6 protein-coding genes are annotated in these 6,547 nt (G+C 38.0%); 4 read left to right on the top strand and 2 right to left on the bottom strand.

Annotation, left to right across the window (positions count from 1 at the left end):
• Positions 1–256: helix-turn-helix domain-containing protein (locus BM141_RS13075; RefSeq protein ID WP_143090922.1), on the bottom strand; the 256-nt coding region annotated here is incomplete at its 3' end.
• A 389-nt stretch (positions 257–645) separates the two neighbouring features.
• Here BM141_RS13075 and BM141_RS13070 point away from each other — a divergent pair.
• Both BM141_RS13070 and BM141_RS13065 read left to right on the top strand, forming a co-directional pair.
• On the top strand, positions 646–1,458 hold the full coding sequence (locus tag BM141_RS13070; protein WP_177217375.1) for a PP2C family protein-serine/threonine phosphatase: 813 nt from the start codon (positions 646–648) through the stop codon (positions 1,456–1,458).
• 143 nt (positions 1,459–1,601) lie between these two features.
• Positions 1,602–3,110, top strand: a complete 1,509-nt coding sequence (locus BM141_RS13065) for a magnesium chelatase ATPase subunit I (protein WP_091546176.1) — start codon at positions 1,602–1,604, stop codon at positions 3,108–3,110.
• A 130-nt stretch (positions 3,111–3,240) separates the two neighbouring features.
• On the opposite strand, the gene BM141_RS13060 is transcribed toward BM141_RS13065, so the two are convergent.
• Complete coding sequence (locus tag BM141_RS13060; protein WP_091546173.1) at positions 3,241–4,272, bottom strand: RluA family pseudouridine synthase; 1,032 nt, start codon at positions 4,270–4,272, stop codon at positions 3,241–3,243.
• Positions 4,273–4,435: 163 nt separating this feature from the next.
• On the opposite strand from BM141_RS13060, the gene BM141_RS13055 reads away from it, so the two are divergent.
• Entirely contained in the window at positions 4,436–5,548 is a 1,113-nt protein-coding gene (locus tag BM141_RS13055) for a redoxin domain-containing protein (RefSeq protein WP_091546191.1), read from the top strand.
• A gap of 31 nt (positions 5,549–5,579) precedes the next feature.
• Positions 5,580–6,536 (top strand): nitrilase family protein, encoded by a 957-nt coding sequence (locus BM141_RS13050; RefSeq protein ID WP_091546171.1) that lies wholly within the window; start codon positions 5,580–5,582, stop codon positions 6,534–6,536.
• Positions 6,537–6,547 lie beyond the last annotated feature (11 nt).

Genomic DNA, 6,547 nt, shown 5'->3' with positions numbered 1-6,547 from the left:
CGGCTTGCTGTGCCACACTCAACTTGCCTGTATAACCTTGATAATTATCTTGTAAATAGGCTTCCAAACCTACTTGCTCATATCGCTGCCGATAGTTCCTCACTGTTCCTTCACTGATGCCTAAACTGGCACTAATCACCTCCATACTTTGACCCAAATGAAGCATTAAAAGCACAGTTATCTTCTTGTACGCTCTGGCATAGCGTTCATTGTGTTGTAACTCCCTTAGTAAATCATAGTCTGCTTGTGATAACATTTTTACTAATTTGATTACCAAATATTGTACTTTTTTCGTAATTTTCCTAATCCAAATTTCAAAACCTTTTACTTTTTAGTATAACAAAGGCAGTAAATAAATAAAGTTGAATGCAATATAGAAACTTGTATTAGTTTTTACTCCAGATTTAATGAATTTCTTAAATTAAAAAACTATTGTCTTCATAGCAAGATTTGTTAATAAGGTTGCCTTCAAATAAAAGCATTTATTTTACAAATATTCTTAAAAAACCAAAAAATTAACTGATTGATAGAAAAGAAAAATATTATTTTTGGGTAATAGAGAAACATCATGCTTTTTTCTCTGTTATTAGACTTTACTTCTGTTGTTTTTAACGTTTTAACAGTATTTTCTTTTAAACTATACCATTGGGATTTTCACCGTTTTGCGTAGAAATAGTTGCTTTGAGCGATGTAGGTTTGCTTCGTAGCAATAATGAAGATACTTACAGTATCGGCATTAATGCTTTCAGAGCAAAATTTGAAGGGAATGAATTTAGTGGTGAGATTTCACCATTGGGCAATGTTTTGGTCGTGGCTGACGGCATAGGGGGAGTAGAGGCGGGAGAGATAGCAGCGCACACGGCAGTAAATAGTATTAGAAAACAATTCCAACAACAAGATTTTCTACCTGAAAACGAGGAGGAGGTCAGAATATTTTTGAAAAATAGTGTTTATCATGCCCACGAAGAAATTGTTGATTTGATTATAGCCAATAAAAAATTGAGGGGTATGGGAACAACTATGCTTATCGCATGGCTATTGGAGAATACGATGTGTTTGGCATGGTGCGGGGATAGCAGATGCTATATTGCTTATCCTAACGGAAAAATGGAACTACTCACAGAAGACCATTCAAAAGTTTGGGATATGGTCAAATTAGGCTTGCTTACTCCTGAGCAAGCAAGATTGCACCCTCAAAGTCATGTACTTACCCAGGCTTTGGGAGATAAAGATTACCCTCCCCAAATAGCTACTAAGTGTATCAATTTGAATGTAGGTGAAAGAATCTTGCTATGTTCCGATGGACTGAACTCTATGCTTTCCGATGAGACGATAAACCTTATTATTAATGATAGAAAAGCTACCCTCAGTGAAACTGCCTCCCAGCTTATAAAAAGTGCCAATGATGCAGGTGGTTACGATAATACCACAATAATCATCGTAGAAATAAAAAAGTAAAACTTTCTTTTATGCTTTTAGTTTTTTGTATGAATTGTAAACATTTTCTAATTTTAGTACTGAATTGCAAAAGCCAATGAGATTAGCATAAATGTAAAATACAACCTTTATCCCACTACTCAAAAATAGAACATCAAAATTTTATGAAATATTTAGACATACCCAAACACGAACTCCTCAAAATCAAAACCTTAGGTGAGCTTAAAGCAGCAGGTTATCAGCCTAAATCTATCAAACAAGAATTAAGAGAAAATTTGATATATGCTTTAAGAAATAGACAAGAGGTATTCAAAGGTATTCATGGTTACGAAGATACAGTCATTCCAGACCTCCAGCGTGCTATTCTTTCTATGCACAATATCAATCTCTTAGGACTTAGAGGGCAAGCAAAAACTCGTATTGCAAGATTGATGATTCACTTGTTAGATGAGTATATTCCTGTTATCAAAGACACTGAATTGAATGATGACCCCCTGCAACCTCTTTCATTTTTTGGTAGGCAGACCGTAGCTGAGTTTGGCGACCATACGCCTATTACTTGGCTGCATAGAGAAGAAAGATATACAGAAAAATTAGCTACGCCAGATGTTACGATTGCTGACCTAATAGGAGATGCAGACCCTATCAAAGCGGCTACTTTAAAGTTGCCTTATTCTGATGAGAGAGTAATTCACTATGGATTGATACCTCGCTCACATCGTTGTATATTTGTTATCAATGAGTTACCTGATTTGCAGGCACGTATCCAAGTAGCTCTTTTCAATATTTTGCAAGAGGGGGATATTCAGATTCGTGGTTTTAAAATTCGCTTGCCTTTGGATATTCAGTTTGTTTTTACTGCTAATCCTGAGGACTACACTAATCGCGGAAGTATAGTAACTCCCTTGAAAGATAGAATTGACAGTCAAATACTTACTCACTACCCCAAAGACATTAAGATTGGCAGAAGGATTACCGAGCAAGAGGCATATATCAAACCAGAGCAAGGCGGGAGCATTTACATACCTGATTTAGCCAAAGACTTGATAGAACAGATTGCCGTAGAGGCACGAAAAAGCGAATATGTTGATGCCAAAAGTGGGGTTTCTGCACGTCTGACGATTTCTGCTTATGAAAACCTACTCAGTGCCGCAGAAAGAAGAATGTTAATCAATGGAGAAAATAAAACTTCGGTAAGAGTAGGTGATTTTTGGGGAGTAATCCCTGCGATTGCGGGAAAAGTAGAACTGGTCTATGAAGGAGAGCAAGAAGGAGCGGCAATAGTGGCTCAAAACCTATTAGGAAAGTCAATCAGAACCTTATTTTTAAACTATTTCCCCGAACCAGAAAAAGAGAAAAAGCGTCAAAGTAATTGCTATAAAAAAATTACGGACTGGTTTGGTGATGGAGAACAGGTAGATTTGCTCAATGATGCCACGAATCAAGAATACAAAAATACACTTTACACTATTCCTGGATTATCAGAGTTAGTGAAGTCCAAGCTATCTAATTTGAATGAAAACGACCATGTTTTTATGATGGAGTTTGCTTTGCACGGCTTGGCAGAGTACTCTATGTTGAGCAAAAAATTCTTAGAGAAAGGCTTGCAATTCAAGGACTTATTGGGGGGAATGTTCTCTATGCCTAAGTTTGACGATGACGATGATGAGTAATGATAAGACAAGCCAACTGCTCAAAGAGGCAGTGGACAAGCTGATAGACAAAGTAACGGCTAATTTGAAAAAGTAGAGTTTTTTTACAGAGGCTGAGCTATAAGTAGCTCAGCCTCTGTTTTCAAGTGACTTAGTTATAGTTCAAATAGTGTTCCCATTTCTCTAAAACTGATTGGAAGTCAGTGGGTAGTTCCGAATCAAATTGCATTTTTTCTTTGCTTACAGGGTGAGTAAAACCTAAAGTTTTGGCGTGCAAGGCTTGGCGTGGCATCATTTTGAAACAGTTTTCTACAAAAGCCTTATATTTTGAAAACATGCTCCCTTTTAAAATCTCATTTCCTCCATACATTTCATCATTAAAGAGTGGGTGTCCCAAGTATTTCAAATGCGCCCTAATTTGGTGAGTACGTCCTGTTTCTAAGTTACATTTGATAAGACTTACATAACGCAGTCTTTTAAGCACCTCATAGTGCGTAATAGCTTCTTTCCCACCCGTTAAACCCGACTCTGGGGTATAAGCAATGGTAATTCGTCTATCTTTCAAACTTCGTCCCAAAGGCATATTGATAGTTCCTCTGTCCTCTTTGGGTTCGCCCCAAACGAGCGCGTAGTAAGTGCGTTCAATAGAATGGTCATAGAACTGCTTTGCTAAACCCATCATCGCTACGTCGGTTTTAGCAATCACTAATAAACCCGAAGTATCCTTATCAATTCTATGCACCAAACCCGGACGCCCATCATTGCCCTGCATAGTGGGTAGGTTTTGAAAATGATACGTAAGGGCATTGACCAATGTGCCTGTCCAGTTGTTATAGGCAGGGTGAACGACCATGCCTGCGGGTTTATTGACCACCATCAAATGCTCATCTTCATAAATTATATTGAGAGGAATATTCTCTGGTTTTACTTCTGTATCTCTGGGAGGTTCAGGCATAGAAACCGTAATCAAATCCAAAGGACGTATCTTATAATTGGCTTTGGTAGGTTTGCCATTGACCGCAACAAAGCCTGCTTCTATAGCTTCTTGGATTTTATTCCTTGATACATTAGGTAGTCGGTCGGTCAAAAACTTATCTATTCGCAGTAGCGACTGTCCTTTATCTACTTCTATACGATGATGCTCAAAAAGAATTTCCTCTTCGTTATCAAAGCCCTGTTCCATATTCTTACAGTTTTAGCACGCAAAATTACAACTTAAACTTACTTTCATTGCGTTTTTATGCCTATGTTTAAAATTTTTGAATAGAAAGCAGAAGTTTGGCAATCTATTTTATAAATTAGCTTACTGTATTACTGTATTATTAGGGCTAAATATTGAGATTGATATGAAAAATCTAATTCTTTTTTTGACAACTTTTTTACTTCTCCAAGTAGCAAAGGCAAATGAACCTAAAACGCTTGATATTGGAGCTAATGCCCCAGATTTTAGCCTCAAGGGAGTAGATGGCAAAATGTATTCGCTCAAATCTTTTGACAAGGCACAGGTATTAGTCATTGTTTTTACATGTAATCACTGCCCTACTGCTCAGGCTTACGAAGACCGCATTAAGCAGTTAGTCATAGATTATCAATCCAGAGGTGTACAGATAGTAGCGATTTCGCCTAATGACCCGCGAAGTGTACGTCTTGATGAGTTAGGCTATACGGATTTGAGTGATAGCTATGAAGAGATGATACAACGTGCCGCTGATAAGCAGTTTAATTTCCCTTACCTATACGATGGCGATTCTCAGGAAACTTCGCAAAAATACGGACCAGTAGCCACGCCTCATGTTTTTATTTTTGATAAAAAACGTATTCTCCGCTATACAGGTCGCATCGATGACGTAGAAAATCCTAAGAAAACGCCTAATCAATTAGACACCAAAAATGCAATTGAGGACTTATTGGCAGGAAGAGAGGTAAAAGTAGAAAAGACCAAAACTTTTGGCTGCTCTATCAAGTGGGCAGAAAAAACAACACTTACGAATGATGAAAAGGCGCAGTGGGCAAAAGAGCCTGTTACTTTAAATTTTATTGATGAGGCAGGTTTGAAAAATTTGTTGAAAAACGAATCAGGTAAGTTGCGTCTGGTAAACATTTGGGCAACATGGTGCGGTCCTTGTGTTCGCGAAATGCCTGATTTTATGACGATTTACCGAATGTATCGTAATAGAGATTTTGAATTGATTACCATTAGTGCAGATAAACCTGATAAAAAAGACAAAGCATTACAAACCTTAACTCGTCTTCAAGTTTCGGCTCAAAACTATATTTTCAACAATGAAGATGTGTATAAACTCATAGAACTCATTGACCCACAGTGGCAAGGGGCTTTGCCTTACACTTTACTCATAGAACCCAACGGAAAAGTTGTTTATCAGAAACAAGGACAGATTAATCCTTTGGAGATGAAAAAACGCATCGTAGATAATCCGCTTATGGGCAGGGTGTACTAAATATTAGGAATTAAGCAAACCTATCAAGATAATGAAACCTATTAAAGTAGCTACGGCACAGTTTGAAAGTAAAAGTGGAGATAAATTCCATAATATCAATAAGATAAGAGAACTTTGTGCTATTGCAGTCAAGCAAGGAGCCAAAGTAGTGGCTTTTCACGAATGTTCTATTACAGCCTATACTTTTGCAAGGCATCTTTCTAAGGAACAGATGCTGGACTTGGCAGAGTTTCTTCCCGAAGCAGAAAGTATTAAAAGGCTAATAGAAATTGCTAAAGAGTATGACATAGCGATTTTGGCAGGTCTTTTTGAGAAAGATAAGGAAGATAAACTTTACAATGCCTACGTTTGTGTAGATAAAAACGGACTTATAGCGAAATACCGCAAACTGCACCCTTTTATCAGTCCGTACCTCTCGGCAGGAAATGAATATGTAACCTTTGACCTATACGGTTGGAAGTGCGGTATTCTCATTTGTTACGATAACAATATTATCGAGAATGTAAGGGCTACGGCATTGCTGGGAGCGGATATTATCTTTATGCCTCATGTTACTATGTGTACCCCTTCTACGCGTCCCGGTGCGGGTTTTGTCAATCCTGAACTTTGGGAAAATAGAGCGCAAGACCCGACTTCTCTGCGATTAGAGTTTGACGGTATGAAGGGCAGAGCTTGGTTAATGAAGTGGCTTCCTGCCAGAGCCTATGACAATGGGATATATGTCGTTTTTTCTAACCCTATTGGCATGGACGATGACCAATTGAAAAATGGCTGCTCTATGATTATAGACCCTTTCGGAGATGTAATAGCAGAATGTAGAAATTTAGGTGATGAAGTCGTTACAGCTACAATTTTCCCAGAAAAACTTACTCAAGCAGGCGGCTATCGCTATCGAAATGCCAGAAGACCTGCCCTCTATGGGGAAATCATAAGCCAAAGACACCAAGCTGAGCAAAAGATAGCATGGTTAGAGCAAGGGAAGTTATGAAACTCTAAATA

The sequence above is a fragment of the Thermoflexibacter ruber genome, assembly GCF_900113045.1.
Lineage (GTDB): Bacteria > Bacteroidota > Bacteroidia > Cytophagales > Thermoflexibacteraceae > Thermoflexibacter > Thermoflexibacter ruber.
This window is presented reverse-complemented; position numbering and strand designations above follow the sequence as displayed.